This window comes from Arthrobacter sp. ok909, assembly GCF_900104405.1.
Taxonomy (GTDB): domain Bacteria; phylum Actinomycetota; class Actinomycetes; order Actinomycetales; family Micrococcaceae; genus Arthrobacter; species Arthrobacter humicola.
Genome location: NZ_FNJS01000010.1, coordinates 35,562 through 48,502 on the forward strand (window position 1 = coordinate 35,562; position 12,941 = coordinate 48,502).

General features: G+C 67.9%; 14 protein-coding genes and 1 riboswitch. Of the genes, 7 read left to right on the forward strand and 7 right to left on the reverse strand.

Annotation, left to right across the window (positions count from 1 at the left end; all coding sequences use genetic code 11):
* Positions 1–10: 10 nt before the first annotated feature.
* The gene (locus BLR03_RS24715; RefSeq protein WP_254788379.1) at positions 11–2,575 is read right to left on the reverse strand and encodes an alpha/beta fold hydrolase; all 2,565 of its coding nucleotides are present in this window, start codon (positions 2,573–2,575) and stop codon (positions 11–13) included.
* Between BLR03_RS24715 and BLR03_RS24905 the strand changes: the two genes are divergently transcribed.
* The 4 genes from BLR03_RS24905 to BLR03_RS10105 all read left to right on the forward strand — a co-directional run bounded on the left by BLR03_RS24905 (position 2,492) and on the right by BLR03_RS10105 (position 5,648).
* Positions 2,492–3,238 (forward strand): TetR/AcrR family transcriptional regulator, encoded by a 747-nt coding sequence (locus BLR03_RS24905; RefSeq protein ID WP_091252389.1) that lies wholly within the window; start codon positions 2,492–2,494, stop codon positions 3,236–3,238. The two genes, BLR03_RS24715 and BLR03_RS24905, sit on opposite strands and share 84 nt — an antisense overlap.
* Positions 3,239–3,321: 83 nt before the next feature.
* Positions 3,322–4,323, forward strand: coding sequence for a zinc-binding dehydrogenase (locus BLR03_RS10095; protein ID WP_091252177.1), 1,002 nt, complete (start codon positions 3,322–3,324; stop codon positions 4,321–4,323).
* A gap of 52 nt (positions 4,324–4,375) precedes the next feature.
* Entirely contained in the window at positions 4,376–4,585 is a 210-nt protein-coding gene (locus tag BLR03_RS10100) for a hypothetical protein (protein WP_091252179.1), read from the forward strand.
* An 85-nt stretch (positions 4,586–4,670) separates the two neighbouring features.
* Positions 4,671–5,648, forward strand: coding sequence for a dienelactone hydrolase family protein (locus tag BLR03_RS10105; RefSeq protein ID WP_091252181.1), 978 nt, complete (start codon positions 4,671–4,673; stop codon positions 5,646–5,648).
* A 109-nt stretch (positions 5,649–5,757) separates the two neighbouring features.
* Here the strand turns inward: BLR03_RS10105 and BLR03_RS23945 are convergent, their stop codons facing one another.
* A complete protein-coding gene (locus BLR03_RS23945; RefSeq protein ID WP_139184511.1) occupies positions 5,758–5,961 on the reverse strand; it encodes a hypothetical protein in 204 nt (67 codons plus the stop codon).
* Positions 5,962–6,435: 474 nt separating this feature from the next.
* Here BLR03_RS23945 and BLR03_RS10115 point away from each other — a divergent pair, with 474 nt between their 5' ends.
* Positions 6,436–7,065 (forward strand): aspartate/glutamate racemase family protein, encoded by a 630-nt coding sequence (locus tag BLR03_RS10115; RefSeq protein ID WP_254788361.1) that lies wholly within the window; start codon positions 6,436–6,438, stop codon positions 7,063–7,065.
* A gap of 16 nt (positions 7,066–7,081) precedes the next feature.
* Here BLR03_RS10115 and BLR03_RS10120 read toward each other — a convergent pair whose 3' ends face one another.
* Together BLR03_RS10120 and BLR03_RS10125 are read right to left on the reverse strand one after the other, a co-directional pair.
* Positions 7,082–8,233 carry a glycoside hydrolase family 16 protein gene (locus tag BLR03_RS10120; RefSeq protein ID WP_254788363.1) on the reverse strand — a complete coding sequence of 384 codons (1,152 nt, stop codon included), beginning with the start codon at positions 8,231–8,233 and terminating at the stop codon, positions 7,082–7,084.
* 208 nt (positions 8,234–8,441) lie between these two features.
* The gene (locus BLR03_RS10125) at positions 8,442–9,068 is read right to left on the reverse strand and encodes a hypothetical protein (RefSeq protein ID WP_091252188.1); all 627 of its coding nucleotides are present in this window, start codon (positions 9,066–9,068) and stop codon (positions 8,442–8,444) included.
* A gap of 115 nt (positions 9,069–9,183) precedes the next feature.
* Here BLR03_RS10125 and BLR03_RS10130 point away from each other — a divergent pair, with 115 nt between their 5' ends.
* Entirely contained in the window at positions 9,184–9,909 is a 726-nt protein-coding gene (locus tag BLR03_RS10130; RefSeq protein WP_091252191.1) for a DNA alkylation repair protein, read from the forward strand.
* A gap of 21 nt (positions 9,910–9,930) precedes the next feature.
* On the opposite strand, the gene BLR03_RS10135 is transcribed toward BLR03_RS10130, so the two are convergent.
* From BLR03_RS10135 to BLR03_RS10145, 3 genes are read right to left on the reverse strand one after another with little or no spacing between them, the layout of a single operon-like run.
* Positions 9,931–11,145: a cation:proton antiporter gene (locus BLR03_RS10135; RefSeq protein ID WP_091252193.1), complete on the reverse strand. Its 1,215-nt coding sequence runs from the start codon at positions 11,143–11,145 to the stop codon at positions 9,931–9,933.
* A complete protein-coding gene (locus BLR03_RS10140) occupies positions 11,142–11,579 on the reverse strand; it encodes a hypothetical protein (protein ID WP_091252195.1) in 438 nt (145 codons plus the stop codon). Before BLR03_RS10140 ends, BLR03_RS10135 begins: the two co-directional genes overlap by 4 nt.
* A 35-nt stretch (positions 11,580–11,614) precedes the next feature.
* Entirely contained in the window at positions 11,615–11,869 is a 255-nt protein-coding gene (locus BLR03_RS10145; protein WP_091252197.1) for a hypothetical protein, read from the reverse strand.
* A gap of 173 nt (positions 11,870–12,042) precedes the next feature.
* Positions 12,043–12,243, forward strand: a riboswitch (cyclic di-AMP (ydaO/yuaA leader).
* 4 nt (positions 12,244–12,247) lie between these two features.
* Here BLR03_RS10145 and BLR03_RS10150 point away from each other — a divergent pair.
* Positions 12,248–12,928: an NlpC/P60 family protein gene (locus BLR03_RS10150; protein WP_091252199.1), complete on the forward strand. Its 681-nt coding sequence runs from the start codon at positions 12,248–12,250 to the stop codon at positions 12,926–12,928.
* The last annotated feature ends 13 nt before the right edge of the window (positions 12,929–12,941 follow it).

Sequence of the window (12,941 nt, forward strand, 5' to 3'; positions counted from 1 at the left end):
ATACCAGGCGTCAGCGCAGGAACTCCCGGATCAGTCCGGCCGTCTCCCGGGCCCGTTCAATGTGCGGCATGTGTCCTGTCTGCTCGAACAGATGCGTTTGGGCCGCGGGCAACAACCTGCGTGCCTCGTCCAAGTGCTCGGCCGGCAGAATGAGATCCGAGTCGCCCCATAGGATCAGGACGGGCTTCCCTGCCGCGGCGACCTCGGCGATCAGGCGCGACCGCCACCTCGGCCGGATCCCCCTGAACGTGCCAAGATCGCAGGCCACTTCGCGGAAAGCCCGCATGGCGCCCCGCTGCGAACCGCGGGCCAGGCTCGCGGCAATTCGCTCCTGCGAAACGAAGGAACGGTTCACAAAGAGTGCCCGCTCCGTCCGGTACGCGGCCTTCGGCGCGGGCCGCAGGAGCATCCGGCCGAGCACGGGCACCGCGATCAGCCGCAGCGCCGGGGTCACGGTCGCGCCGAATCCGGCGCTGTTGATGAGCACGAGGCGGCGCACCTTCTCCGGGCGCAGCACCGACAAGCGCATCGCAACGGCGCCCCCGAGCGAGTTGCCGACAACGTCGACGGCACCCAGTTCCTCTTCCGCGTCCAAGGCGTCCAGGAACCGGGAGACCCACTCGGCCAGGGCGTCGAGCGTGTGCCGTCCGCGCAACGCCGTCGAGCTGCCAAACCCGGCGAGATCGACGCTGATCACCCGATGGCCGGCCCCCAGCAACCTGTGCTGCTCATCCCAGTCCGCAAGGCTCCGGCCGATGCCGTGGAGCAACAGGACCGGGGACCCGGTACCGGTGTCGCGGTAGCAGACCGGGCGGCCGTCCACGGCGATGCTCCGCGGTGCCGCCAGCACCGGGTCCGAACTCACAACGCCGCCAACTTGTGGGGTTTCCCTGAACGAGCCGCTACGCCGTGTCCACTGAACAGCAGGTCCACTGAACAGCAAGCCGTTGCCGTGCAGCCGGCTGAGCCGGAACATCCTGACGTCCCGGGGATAGTTCTGGTGCAGCCGCCACGGCGCGTGCGCGCCTTGTTTTGGCATCTGGTCGATGCCGCGGCGGATGTAGCCGGAGGTAAGGTCGATCAGCGGCCTGAGTTCACCGACGTCGGGCGGGGCCACCGGCGTCACAGTGGTGTGACCGCTCCGGTCAAGGTGGCGCAGGATCCGGGCCACGTAGTGCACCACGAGATCGATCTTGAGGGTCCAGGACGCGTTCGTGTAGCCGATCGCGAAGGCCAGGTTCGGCACGTCGGCCAGCATCATGCCCTGATAGGTGACCTTCGTTGCCGGGTCGACCGGGACGCCGTCGACGCTGAGGGCCATGCCGCCGAAGAGCAGCAGATTCAGGCCGGTGGCCGTCACCACGACGTCGGCGGCCAGTTCCGCGCCGGAGGCAAGCCGGATCCCCGCCGGCGTGAGGGTCTCGATCGCGTCGGTGGCGACGCCGGCGCGGCCGGAGCGGATGGCCTTGAAGAGGTCGCCGTTCGGCACGATGCACAGGCGCTCGTCCCAGGGGTTGTACTTCGGCTGGAAGTGCTTCTCGACGTCGTAACCCTCGGGCAGGCGCTTCGTGACCTGGTGGCGCAGGATGCTCTTCATCTTCTCCGGGCTCCGCCGGCTGATCTGGTAGCTCAGCAGCGCCCGCGCGATCCCCTTCCAACGCGAGACGACGCCGGCGATACGCCGGGGGACATGCCGGGATACGAGGGTGTCGAAACCGTCGTCGGTGTCCGGGAGGACGGCCATGTAGCCGGGGGAGCGCTGCAGCATGGTGACGTGCTCCGCGGCGGCTGCCAGCGCGGGAACGAGGGTGACGGCCGTGGCCCCGCTGCCGATCACGACGATCCGCTTGCCGGCCGCGTCGAAGTCCGCCGGCCAGTGCTGCGGGTGGATGATCTCGCCGGTGAAGCTGTCCTGGCCCGGGAACGTTGGGCTGTAGCCCTCGTCGTAGCGGTAGTAGCCCGAGCAGATGAAAAGGAACGAGCTCGTGAAGGTCACCGGCGCCTCGGCGCCGCGGCCGACCTCGACCGTCCACAACGAGGTTTCGGAGGACCAATCGGCCCTCACCACGCGGTGACCGTAGCGGATCAGGCGGTCAACGCCGTAGGCCGAAGCGGTTTCGCGCACGTACTGCAGGATGGACGCACCCGGGGCGATCGACGTCGACGTCTCCCACGGACGGAACGGATAGCCGAGCGTGAACATGTCGCTGTCCGAGCGGACTCCCGGGTAGCGGAACAGATCCCAGGTGCCCCCGCTGGATTCGCGGGCCTCCAGGATCGCCATCGATTTCGACGGGAAAGCTGTGGTCAGGCGGCATGCGGCGCCGATGCCGGAGAGTCCGGCTCCGACGATGAGGACGTCGAGATGTTCGGCGATGATGGTGCTCCCTGATAGTTGCGCGGCCGATGGGTGCCGCCCCGATGCCCCGCAGTCTATGAACAGGTCGTTGATGAAGTCAACACCCTGTCGAGAGGGTGCTACGCTGACCGCATGAACCCAGCATCCGCCGCAGAAACTGCGCCGCCGTCGTCCGGCCCGGCGGCGGCGAAGGCCGCGCCCGACGACGCCGCACAGGGCGTTCCAAACCGGGGACGCCGGGCGGCCAGGCTGTCCGGCGACGAACGCCAGCGGGCCATCCTGGACGTGGCGGAACGGCTGCTCGGCGAAAAGGACTTTGCGGACGTCACGATCGAGGACCTCGCCCGGGGCGCCGGCATCTCGCGTCCGACGTTTTACTTCTATTTCGCTTCGAAGCAGGCTGTTCTGCTGACCCTCCTGGACCAGGTGGCGCACGAGGCCGAAAAGCGCACGGCCGATGTCTTCAGCGACCTCGGCGCGGCGCCGTCGGCCGCCTGGCGGAAAGCAATCGAAGCCTTCGCCGGAACGTTCGCCGCGCATCGGGGGGTCTCGGTGGCCGCCGCGGCCGCGCGTTCCTCGGAACCCGAACTCGCTGCCGAGTGGGCCACGCTGACAAACCGCTGGATCGACGCCACAGCGGCGGCGATCGGGGCTGAACGCGACCGCGGCGCTTCGCCCGCCGGACCGGAGCCGCGGCTGCTCGCCAGCGCGCTCAATCTGCTCAACGAGCGCGTCATCACGGCGGCGCTGACCGGGCTCGACCCGACGGGACCGGCGCTTCCCGCAGCAGCCCTCCCGGGCGTCGTTGAGGACACCGTTGAGACCTTGCTCCACATCTGGCTCACCAGCATCTACGGAGCGGTGCCGGCTGACCCTTAAGAATGCCTACGCCTGAGGATTCAGTCTCCCGGGAAGTCCGGGCAGAATCCGCTTACGCACAGCCGCTTTTCGAAGGAGAGATCATGCTCGCAGGCCGACTCGACGTTGGGACCGCCACATTCGCGGTCAGGGAAGTACCGGAGCCTGAGGCCGGCCCCGGACAGGTACGGATCGCCGTCGCCGCGGCCGGCGTCTGCCTCTCTGACGTCCACCTCATCGAAGGAATGCTCAAGCCGCAGTACCTCCGGGGCGATACCGTGACCCTCGGGCACGAAGTCGCCGGGGTGATCGACCAGCTCGGCGACGGCGTCGAGGGTTTGCGGCTCGGCCAACGGGTCCTCCTCCAGGCCGGCGAGGAGCGCGGCGGCACCGTTCTGACCCGCGGCGTGGACTACGACGGCGGCTGGGCGGAGTACGCAGTCGCTTCGGCCGGAACTGTTGTTCCGCTGCCGGACAGCCTCCCCTTTGAACAGGCCTGCTTCATCCCCGACGCCGTTTCGACGCCGTGGGCGGCCATCACCTCGACAGCCAGGATCCAGCCGGGCAAGGCGGCCGGGATCTGGGGTGTGGGCGGTCTCGGTGCCCACGCGGTGCAGCTGCTCCGGCTCGTGGGTGCCGCTCCGATCATCGCCGTCGACCCGCTCGAAGCGGCCCGCGCCCGGGCCCTCGAGTTCGGCGCCGACGTCGCCCTTGACCCCCACGACGCCGGATTCACCGCCGCCATGGGTGCGGCGACGCGCGGCCGCGGACTCGCCACGGCGTTTGACTTCGCCGGGGTGCCGGCCGTCAGGGAACAGGCGGCGGGATCGCTGGGCGCCGGCGGAAAAATGGTGCTCGTGGGTCTGGCGGATCAACCCCTGCACGTGAGCAACGGGATGCTCTTCAGCTACCTCCGGCAGCAGATTCTGGGGCACTACGGTTCGGCACCCGCCGACGTGGCCGATCTCGTCTCGCTCTACGAGCTGGGCCGGATCGAGTTCTCCCGCTCCGTGAGCCGCATAATGCCGCTCGCTGACGCCGCCGAAGCCGTGCGGATGCTCAGCGAGAAGGACGGCAGCCCCATCCGGATCGTGCTCAAGCCGTAGCGGCCAGGGGACCGCGGGTGGGGGTTCGCCTGCCGCGGGGAGGAGCGATCACATGAGCGAAGTCATCCAACGCCTGCTGGCTGCGATCAATGACCGCGACCTCGAGGCAGCAGCTGCGTTGTTCCATGAGTCCGGGGACGGCCTCATAACAGACGGACGGCCGTACATGGAAGAGCTTGAACGAGAAAACGTGGGGATCGCAGAGACGGTGCAGTCGTTGTCGGGGCGCCGGCCGGATCAGCCCACGCGGCCCGTGGACTGATAGGGCTGGCCTCACGCTGAGCCGCATCACTTGCCGGGAGTCGGCCTTCGGAGGAGGATGAACGGCAAAGTCCAGGAGGTCCACCATGATCCAGCTTGGCAAGTTTGAGAAGTATCTGATTGAGGAATTCTTCGACGATTACCGCGCCGGCGCCATGAGCCAACGCACGTTCACACGCCGGGTGGCGTTCATTACAGGCAGCATGGCGACAGCCTCGGCAGCGATGCTCCTGGTCGGCTGCACGCCCGACGAAGTTCCGCGCAGCACGGACCCCATGCCGACGCCGGCTAGGTCCTCGGCCGTGTCGGGGCAACGGGCGTCGTCCGCGGGTGCGGTACCGGGGGCCAAGAGTCCGTTGTCCGTCCCCGAGGGAGCGGCCGGACTCACGACGGCGACGGTGCGGTTCACCGCTGGCGGCACCGGTATCAGCGGCTACCTTGCGCGGCCTGATCATGGTCCGGCTGGACCGGCGGTGCTGATCTGCCACGAGAACCGCGGGCTGACCCCGCATATCCAGGACGTGGCGCGCCGCTTCGCCAAGGCCGGGTTTGCGGCACTGGCCTTGGACTTGCTGAGCCGGGAAGGCGGAACGGCGAGCATGGACCCGGACGCCGTCCCGGGAGCGCTGATCCAGGCCGGAGCCCGGCGGCACGTCTCCGACTTCGCCGCGGCCTTCGACTATCTGAGTGCCCAGGACTTCGTCGACCAGGGACGGATCGCCATGAACGGTTTCTGCTTTGGCGGGGGTATCACCTGGCAGGCGGCGACGGCGCTCCCCAGTTTGAAGGCTACGTCCGCGTTCTACGGACCCGCGCCCGATCTGGACAAGGTGGCGGCCATCAAGGCGTCCGTCTTTGGTGTCTACGCCGAACTGGACCAGCGGATCACCGGCGCCATGCCGGCGCTCCGGGATGCTCTGGCCAATACCGAGGTCCGGCATGAGCTCAAGGTCTATCCCGGCGTGGACCACGCCTTCCACAATGACACCGGGGAGCGTTACAACCAGGAGCAGGCCACCGCCGCCTGGAACGATACCCTGGCCTGGTTCAGCAAGTATGTCTGAGGGCATGGCTACCTCAGCCGGTCATCATTCCGGGCTCCTTGAACCAGCGCCGGCAGTTCATTCCAGCCTCAGGGCATAACAGACACGAGGAGAGCCACCGCAGCGGAGCTTACTCTCCGATGGTGGCGTCCTGCTCGAGCCGGTACGACGCGTCAAACGTCCCTCCATGCGTCTCGTCAGACTTCCCAGCCACAGCCTTCAATGCGGCAAGGTGTTCCACCAACGCCCGTTCCGGGTGTCCGGGATGGGCGTCAAGCTGCCGGCGGAGCAGCTCCCTGGCGCGGTTGTGCTCCGGCGTAGTGTCGGCAAGCACGGCTTCGATGATTCTGGCGGCCTGATGTCGGATTCCGGCCGCACCAGCGGCATGCTCTGCGCCGGATGCCAGGTCATCGCGATCCTGGTCCTCCGGTCGCTCTGGAGTTGACGACGGCCCCACCGACATGGCAATTCCTTTGATCAACGTTCCGGCTGAGCCCGGAACCGGTCTTCCGCCTTCCCCCCATCCCGGGTATGGGACCCGGATCCGAAGGCGGACCACCGAGACACACGATACAACGGCGACGGACGCGCTTCCCCAGTGGAAGCGAAGTTTTTGCCAAGCTCATGCGCAGGTTACGTCGTCGAGGCCCTGAGCGGCCCCGCATCCGCGATCGCCACGTCCAAAATGCCGGCAGCGCTTGCATTGGTCATCTCCCCGAAAACACATGGAAATACTCGCCGAGTAGCCTCGCAGCAAGGTATCCGTTCGGAAAGGTAGTGCGTCATTCATGTTGGACTGATCCGGGTAATGACGACGTCGGACCGCCGCCTGCTCCAAACCCACGGGAAGCTCCTGCAGGAAGCATTCGGCTTCACCGTCAGCTCCCGCTGCATTCCGGACCAGCCGTCCGGCGTCTACGATCAGGCGTCGCTCGAGACCGCAGCCCCCAAGGTGGTCCAGTTGGCGCAGGAAATGGCCGGGCAGGCCGACGCCCTGATTATCAGTTGCACGTCGGACCCGGGGCTGGCCGCAACCCGGGCGGCCGTGGATATCCCGGTCATCGGGGCGGGCGCCGCAGCCGCGGCCGCCGCACTGACGTTCGGCGGAAGGATCGGGGTCCTGGGACTGGGTGCCCATGTGCCGGGCCCGATCGCGGATTCGTTGGGCGACCGCATGCTGCTCATTGACGGCGGAGGGCGGCTCGAAACGCCCGATGCGTTCCTGATGCCCGCCGGGATTTTCGATGCCCTCGCCGCGGCCCACATGCTGGTTGATGCCGGCGCCGACGTCATTGTCCAGGCGAGCACGGGGCTGAGCAGCATCGGCATGGCGGACGTGCTCCGCCGTCGGCTCGGGGTGCCGGTCATCGACGCCGTGACGGCGGCCGGCTCTATGCTCGTCTCAGCGGTGGTTGCCCGCGAACTCCAGAAGGTTTGAATCCGGCAACCGAGGCCTACTTGTAGACGCGGACCCAGTCGACCTGCATCTGTGAAGGCTTCGTGGCTGATCCGTCAGGGAACCAGTCCAACTGCAGCGTCTGGTGCATGCCCACGGAGGGCAGGTGCGCCGGGTTCGTGTCGGAGAAGGTCTTCACGCCGTCGATGTAGCCGGTGATGCCGGCAGGAGTCCACTCGACGGCGTAGTTGTGCCATTGAGTGGTGTCGATGGTCGTGGCCGCAGCCGTCTGGAAGTTCGAGCCGCTGCAGGCATAGTGCAGGAAGAACTTGATCTGGGCGGTGTTGGTGCTGCCCTCGGCGTAGTCGATCTCGGCGCAGTTGGTGGAGGCGTTGTTGCTGGGCCACAGGATCAGCACGGGGTGGTACTTCGGGTCCCGGGCGTTGGTCCGCATGCGCGTTTCCCACTTGCCGTACTTCTGCTCGGCAAATTTGGCCGACATGCCGCCCGTGGTGCCGGCCGAGTTGCCGCTGACCGTGGCCACGCCATTGGCAACCGACCAGGCCTGCGGGCTGCGGAGGCCCTTTCCGGCATGTCCGGTTCCGTTGAAGACGCTCCACTTGGTGGAGTCAGGGGCGCCCGTGTTGGAGAACTCGTCGCCCGCGACAACCGCACCCCAGCCGCGGGCCGTGGCGGCCTGCAAACCGTCGCCGGTGGCGGCGACGGCGGCCTGGGCGGAAACCGGTGCGGCCGGCGTCGAACCCGCGGCGGCTGCCGCCGGCGCGGCACCCGCGGCGGGCGCATCGACCGGCGCGGCTGCGGGTGTGGCGGGGGCTGCCGGCGCCGCCACAATCCCGGGATCTGCTGCTGCAGTGGCCGTCCCGCCGACCGGCTTCAGTGCAGACCCGGTGGCAGGCGCCTTAGTCGCTGCGGCCGCCGACGGCGTCGACGCCACGGCAGGACGTGAGGCCTCGCTGGCCGGGGAAAGGGCTGCGGCTCCTGCCGTTGGAGCAGCGCCGCACCCGGTCAGGGACAGTGCGCCCATGGTCAGCGCAATGGCGATTTTGTTGAAGTGTGTCGTCTTGAACTGTGCTTCTTTGGACTGTGCATCTTTGGACGGTGATTTCGTGAACAACGGACCCCTCCGGGCTTGGTGACTGGCGCACACAACCGTCGCTGCCAGGGCGGCGGCCAGTGCGGGAAGCTTCATCCGGCCCCTGCCGCAAGGGCACGGGCGAGCAGGCGCCGAACGGCGCAACCGGGCCCGGCAAGGGCCAGTCCGGGACCCTGCGTTCGGGCCAGGCCTTCGCGGCCAGTCGCCTACGTTACTGGATCGTTACCTTGGCCCGCAAACCTGTGCGTGTCGCCGCAAGTGCCGGAGTCGCGCGGCTTGATCGGACGCGGCGGCCCCGCGCCCCTCATTCTCCAGACGGAAACTCGTAGGCGGCCGGGATCTTTGCCGGGGGAGTGCCATAGCTTAGGACGATCTCGTCGTGTGCCTTCAACGGGAGGTCCCGGATGCCGGAGCCGTACTTCTGGCCGTTCACGTAGAGGGTCCAGCCGTCCAGCGATCCCGTCCCGGTACCCGGGGCGCCGCTGCCTCCAAGGACGCCCCATTCCGTGAAGAGCTGCCCGAGAGTAAAGACCTGGCCGGCAGTGGGGGACTCGATGTGGACCACGCCGGTGGTGTCGTGGGTGTGCAGCGCGGAGATGCCGTTGGCCCTGTTGTCCGGGCCGGCCGTGATGCCGATGTTGGCCGGCACAGCTACGGCCTTGCCGTCCTTCAGCACGTCCAGATGCGCATGGTAATGGTCCACGTTCCCCTCGGCTGTGAGCACCGAGAGACCGGCCTGGGCGATCCGGCCGGGAGCCCCTGCGATGTCGAGGCCAAAATCGGCGGCGGAGGCCGGGGAGGTCGTCGGCGCCGCTGACGTCGCGGGCACCTCGGGGGACGGCCCGGAAGCAGCACACGACGCCACCCCCAACGTCACGGCGGAAAGTGCGACGGCAAGGGCCAGCTTGGGGTGCCTGGTGGTGGTGTGCATGGCTGCGAGAACCGCTTTCGATCGGAAACCTGTCCCAATCAGTCTAGGTAGGCGCAGCCGCCGGAGCGCGATTCCGCGTTTTCCCGCCCGCGCCCCGAGGGGAAAGAATGGACCCGTGAGTGATGCTGGCGAATTCATTGACCTCGCGCTGCAGCGGGAAGGCTCCTGGAGCCGTGCGGAGGCGCTGCGGTACGGGCTGGGAAGGAATCCTGGGGGCGGTGGCCTCGGTTTCTACGGCGCCTCCGTGGGGGCCGTGCGCGGGACCGTCCGGGATGCCGGCCGCCGGTATTCCGGACTCGCGCATGATGAGATCACGGCACTGAGTTCCGAACTGTGGGCCGTGCCGGTCTTCGAGCGCCGCCTGGCAGCGGTGGTGCTGCTGCAGGACAACGTGAAGCTGTTGACTAACTCGGATCTCACCCGGTTGGAGGGCTTCATCCGGGAGGCTCGGCTGCCGGACCTCGTGGATCCGCTCGCCGTCGACGTCGTCGGGCCGCTCGTGGACGGTCTGGACGTCCTGGGCAGGGTGCGGGCTGTCAGCGTGCTGGACCGGTGGGTGCGCGAGCCCGATCCCTGGCTGCGCCGGGCCGCGCTGCTTTCGCCGCTGATGGCGCTGCGCGCCGGCGCCGGGGATTGGGACAGGTTTGTCCGCCACGCGCGCGCGGTGCTCGGCGAGGACGTGCCGGGTTTCACGTTCGACGCCGACACGGACGCCGACGGCGCCAGATCCGACCGCGACACAGACGAAGACGCCGCGGCCGTCCGGGCCGCCGTAACGCGGGTCCTGGCGGAAATGGCCAAGAGGAGACCCGAGCTACAGTTCACGCCCGTCGGAGGGTGATGTTTCCTTACCCAGTCTCGTTCAGTGTTTCGGAGCGCTTGGATCGCCTGGATCACCTTGGCCGGCGGTGCTGCCGGCTTCGCTTGACCCGCCGCCGGCCTTCGCGGGCAGCGTGAACCTCTTGGCTGCCCGAGACCCGGCCACGGCGCTTGCGGCGATTGTGATCAACGCACCCATCAGCAGGGCTGCTGCCTCGCCGGGGAACAGTACGTCAAGCTGCGTGCCGATACTCGCAGCTGCCACCGGCACGCCGAGCTGGGCCGCCGACAACACGCCGAGCGGCAGGGGGAGCCCCAGGAGCGCCAAACCGGCATGCGCCAGCAACGTTCCGGCTCCCAGCGCGAGACCGAGCGCAATCATGTCCGGATGCCCGGCCAGGTCCTTGAGCGTGAGGGATGCGCCCAGCCAGACGAAGAACAGCGGACCCAGGAAGCCGTCGCTGAGGGCAAAAAGTTGCCGGGCCAGCCGTCTCGGTTCGCCGACGGCCGCCACCACCAGGCCGAAGGAAAAGCCCGCCATCATCACGGACACATTGCCGAAAGTCGCGACACCGGCCAGGGCAAACAGCACCGCCAACTGGATCCTCAGCTCCAGGGCAAACTTGCGGTTTTCCGAGAGTTGGTGCACGTGGCCGCGGATTCCCGTGCTCTCCAGCCATCGGAGTACGAAGAAAAGCCCCACAGCGCAGCCCGCCACGGTGAGTACGGTCAGGGCCGCCCGGCCTGCGTGCGGCGGATCCACCAGGAGCGGCAGCGCCACAATGCAGGCTATGTCCGCGATCGCCACCTGTGCGGTCATGGAAACGACGTCGGGTCCGCCGAGGCGCAGAGAATCGACGATCGGGAGGACCAGCGCGGCCGAGGAGGACGCCAGCAGCACGACGTAGAGGGGAGCATGTCCAGTCCCGAAGAGCAGGCCGATGCCGGTCCCGACGACCACTGCGGCCGCTGCGGCCGCTACGGCCCGGCGCGTGCCTTTGCCGAGGGCGGAGCGAATTTGAGGATCCCGCACGGGAACATGAGTTCCGGCCACGAACATCATCAGCGCAAACCCGATGTTAGCCAGGAAGCTGAACGTAGGATCTGCCGGGTTCACCAGGCCCAGGCCCGTCCGTCCGATCGCGATCCCGGCCAGCAGTTCGCCCAGTACCACCGGCAGCCGCCAGTGCACCGGCAGCGCGAGCAAGGGACCAGCCAAGGCGACGACGGCGATCAGCGCCAGGGTCAGGAAAGTCATGGCTCGAGACTGCGGGACGGCCCCGGGCCAATCGGGGCAACAAGCTTCACCGGAATGTCGGTGTTCTCGTCCGTGAGGTAGGAAGCGCAGACCCGGTGATAGCCGTCGGCAATCTGGGCCGCGACTCCGGCGTCGAGGTCCCCGCGGACCAGGAGGACGGGGGAGAGCGGACGGCCGTCGGCAATCTTGGCCAGGTCGGAGGCCACATGGGGGTTGTCCCGGGTCAGGAGCGGCAGGCCTGAGGCCCGCAGGATATCCTTGGCCACGTGATGGGTTACCGGCGCCAGGCGCAACGACTCCACGATGGCGGCGGCCCTGGCATCGTCGGTGAGCAGCGAGAGATAACGACCGGCAGCCGGATAGTCGTGTTCCTCGGGCTCCCCGTGCCAGAGCACCGGGTTCCCGTCATGGCCCTTGTCCGAATCCTTTGTCATGGAATGAGACTAGTCCCGTGGAGGGTGCAGCGCCCCTACGTTCCTGACCGCCGTTCCACCACCGCGTAGGCCTTGCCGTCCAGGAAGGCCCAGTCGCTGACAACCATGAACCCGAGGGCGTCCACCCGGTCGTTCAGGACGTGTTCGTCGAAGCCGCCGTCCCGTGGCTCCGCATCCCATGTGGACACATGGACGTCCGGGCCGTCCAGGATCAGCAGTTCGGTATTGACGTCGAAATCCTCCTGGGGCTGGTTGCTCAACTGGCAGATGGCGACACAGTGGCTGTTCATTTCGGGCCTCCGCTTCCAAGGTGGTGCTGATGGCATCATCTTATGGTCGAAAAGCTGCGCCGCCCTATGGGCAACTGCCGGACCGCACCGTGGCCCGTTACCTGAATGTGACATTCGCCTGCGGTTCGCGCTACGGTGGATAAGTGCCTGTTGTCTCCGATACGGGCGCTCCCCAGCCGATTGCCTAACTCTGCCGCGGCCCGGGGGTAACTCGCACCAACGACCGGCAGAGACGGGGAAACCACTTTTGGCCTGCTGATACGCAGGCCTTGGGGTGAAGCCGCACAGTGCCCGCAACGACGGGCCCGGGAGTGCGGCCGGGTGACTCCCATCCGAATCCGACAGCTCACCTCGCAGGCACTGGGAGAGGCTACATCCATGTCTTCAATCAATACTTTTGCGCGCCATGCCGCCGTCCTCGCCGCCGCATCCGGCCTGGTTCTTACCAGCGGAATGGCCGCCAACGCAGCCCCGGCACCCCTGCAGCGGGACTCTGCTCCGGCCTCCGCCGCAGACGTCAAGGGACTTCTCAGCGCGCCCGTCAGCGCCGATTCAAGCGTCAAGATCAGCTTCGACCGCCCCGCAGTGAGCTCTGTCGCAGCGCCGGTCATCGAACAGCCCAAGCCCGTTGCCGCTGCTCCCGCAGCAGCGCCGGCGGCAGCACCCAAGGTGGCCGCTGCGCCGTCCGTGCAGGTGCAGGCAGCTCCGGCGGCGCCCGCCCCGGCCGCGGCACCGGCTGCAGGCGGCCGCAACGCCATCATGCTTTCTGCCGCGTACAGCCAGCTGGGCATCACCCAGGACTGCACCGCGATGGTGGAAAAGGCCCTTGGCGCGGCCGGTAAGCCCGTCGGCGACATCGGGCCCCGGGCCTTCCTTGGCCTCGGAACCGTTGTGGCGGCCCCGCAGCCCGGTGACATGGTGGTCCAGTCCGGCCACGTCGGCATCTACGCCGGCAACGGCCAGGTGATCAGCGGCGGCATGAACGGCGCCAACCAGACGATCGTGCACCCGCTGTCCTGGCTCACCGCGACCGGCGGCGTGACCTTCGTCCGCGCCTAAACCCCGTAGGGGC

Bases quoted from the DNA above. Each gene is read 5' to 3' on its own strand.
- BLR03_RS24905 (WP_091252389.1), top strand. From the start codon at position 2,492: ATGAACCCAGCATCCGCCGCAGAAACTGCGCCGCCGTCGTCCGGCCCG.
- BLR03_RS10095 (WP_091252177.1), top strand. From the start codon at position 3,322: ATGCTCGCAGGCCGACTCGACGTTGGGACCGCCACATTCGCGGTCAGG.
- BLR03_RS10100 (WP_091252179.1), top strand. From the start codon at position 4,376: ATGAGCGAAGTCATCCAACGCCTGCTGGCTGCGATCAATGACCGCGAC.
- BLR03_RS10105 (WP_091252181.1), top strand. From the start codon at position 4,671: ATGATCCAGCTTGGCAAGTTTGAGAAGTATCTGATTGAGGAATTCTTC.
- BLR03_RS10115 (WP_254788361.1), top strand. From the start codon at position 6,436: ATGACGACGTCGGACCGCCGCCTGCTCCAAACCCACGGGAAGCTCCTG.
- BLR03_RS10120 (WP_254788363.1), bottom strand. From the start codon at position 8,233: ATGAAGCTTCCCGCACTGGCCGCCGCCCTGGCAGCGACGGTTGTGTGC.
- BLR03_RS10125 (WP_091252188.1), bottom strand. From the start codon at position 9,068: ATGCACACCACCACCAGGCACCCCAAGCTGGCCCTTGCCGTCGCACTT.
- BLR03_RS10135 (WP_091252193.1), bottom strand. From the start codon at position 11,145: ATGACTTTCCTGACCCTGGCGCTGATCGCCGTCGTCGCCTTGGCTGGT.
- BLR03_RS10140 (WP_091252195.1), bottom strand. From the start codon at position 11,579: ATGACAAAGGATTCGGACAAGGGCCATGACGGGAACCCGGTGCTCTGG.
- BLR03_RS10145 (WP_091252197.1), bottom strand. From the start codon at position 11,869: ATGAACAGCCACTGTGTCGCCATCTGCCAGTTGAGCAACCAGCCCCAG.
- BLR03_RS10150 (WP_091252199.1), top strand. From the start codon at position 12,248: ATGTCTTCAATCAATACTTTTGCGCGCCATGCCGCCGTCCTCGCCGCC.